Source organism: Nocardia sp. NPDC060220 (assembly GCF_042727815.1).
In the GTDB taxonomy this organism is placed as follows: Bacteria; Actinomycetota; Actinomycetes; order Mycobacteriales; family Mycobacteriaceae; genus Nocardia.
Genome location: NZ_JBHWZY010001192.1, coordinates 1 through 1643, shown reverse-complemented (window position 1 = coordinate 1643; position 1643 = coordinate 1). Strand labels below are relative to the sequence as shown.

Sequence of the window (1643 nt, the reverse complement as noted above, 5' to 3'; positions counted from 1 at the left end):
CGACCAGGACCCCGCGCAGATCATGGCCAAAGAGGCCATCGACGCGGTCATGGACCTGGAGAAGATGGGCCTGCCGTTCAACCGCACGCCCGAGGGCAAAATCGACCAGCGTCGTTTCGGTGGCCACACCCGTGACCACGGCAAGGCGCCCGTGCGTCGCGCGTGTTATGCCGCCGACCGCACCGGTCACATGATCCTGCAGACGCTCTACCAGAACTGCGTCAAGCACGACGTCGAGTTCTACAACGAGTTCTACGTGCTCGACCTGGTGATGACCGAGTCCGATCGTGGCCCCGTCGCCACCGGCGTGGTCGCCTACGAGCTGTCGACCGGCGAGATCCACATCTTCCACGCGAAGTCGATCGTGTTCGCCACCGGCGGCTCGGGCCGCATGTACAAGACCACCTCGAACGCGCACACGCTGACCGGTGACGGCATGGCGATCGTGTTCCGCAAGGGCCTGCCGCTCGAGGACATGGAGTTCCACCAGTTCCACCCGACAGGCCTCGCCGGCCTGGGCATCCTCATCTCCGAGGCCGTGCGTGGTGAAGGCGGCATCCTGCGCAACGCCTCCGGTGAGCGCTTCATGGAGCGCTACGCCCCCACCATCAAGGACCTCGCGCCGCGTGACATCGTCGCCCGCTCGATGGTGCTCGAGGTGGCCGAGGGCCGTGGCGCCGGCCCGAACAAGGACTACGTCTACATCGACGTGACCCACCTCGGCGCCGACGTGCTCGAGGAGAAGCTGCCCGACATCACCGAGTTCGCGCGCACCTACCTCGGCGTGGACCCGGTGACCGAGCTGGTGCCGGTCATGCCGACCTGCCACTACGTCATGGGTGGTATCCCGACCAAGATCCGTGGCGAGGTGCTGCGCAACAACACCGACGTGGTCCCCGGCCTCTACGCCGCCGGTGAGTGCGCGTGCGTCTCGGTGCACGGAGCGAACCGTCTCGGCACCAACTCGCTGCTCGACATCAACGTGTTCGGCCGTCGCGCCGGCATCGCGGCCGCCGAGTACGCCAACCGCACCGAGTTCACCGAGATGCCGGAGAACCCGTCGCAGATGGTGATGGACTGGCTCGAACTGATCCTGTCCGATCACGGCAACGAGCGCGTGGCCGACATCCGCACCGAGCTGCAGGCCACGATGGATGCGAACGCGGGTGTGTTCCGCACCGAGGAAACCCTCAAGAAGGTCCTCACCGACATCCACACGCTCAAGGAGCGCTACACCCGGATCACGGTGCAGGACAAGGGCAAGCGCTACAACAGCGACCTGCTCGAGGCCGTCGAGCTGGGCTTCCTGCTCGAGCTGGCCGAGGTCACCGTCGTCGGCGCGCTCAACCGCAAGGAATCGCGTGGCGGCCACGCTCGCGAGGACTACCCGGACCGCGACGACACGAACTTCATGCGGCACACGATGGCGTACAAGGAGGGCCCGGACCTCATCTCCGAGATCCGCCTCGACTTCAAGCCGGTGGTGCAGACCCGCTACGAGCCGATGGAGCGTAAGTACTGATGACTGCTGTTATCGAACCCACCAAGCAGAAGCCGGCGCCGGTCCCCGAGGGCTCGGTCATGGTCACCGTCAAGATCGCCCGGTTCAGCACCGAGGACGACAAGGGCGCGCACTGGGACTC

1 protein-coding gene is annotated in these 1643 nt (G+C 66.0%); it reads left to right on the top strand.

What is annotated here, in order from left to right; translation table 11 throughout:
* Positions 1-1522, top strand: a 1522-nt coding sequence (gene sdhA, locus ACFWF3_RS35155) for a succinate dehydrogenase flavoprotein subunit (protein ID WP_379318432.1), incomplete at its 5' end; no start/stop codon positions are given.
* Positions 1523-1643 lie beyond the last annotated feature (121 nt).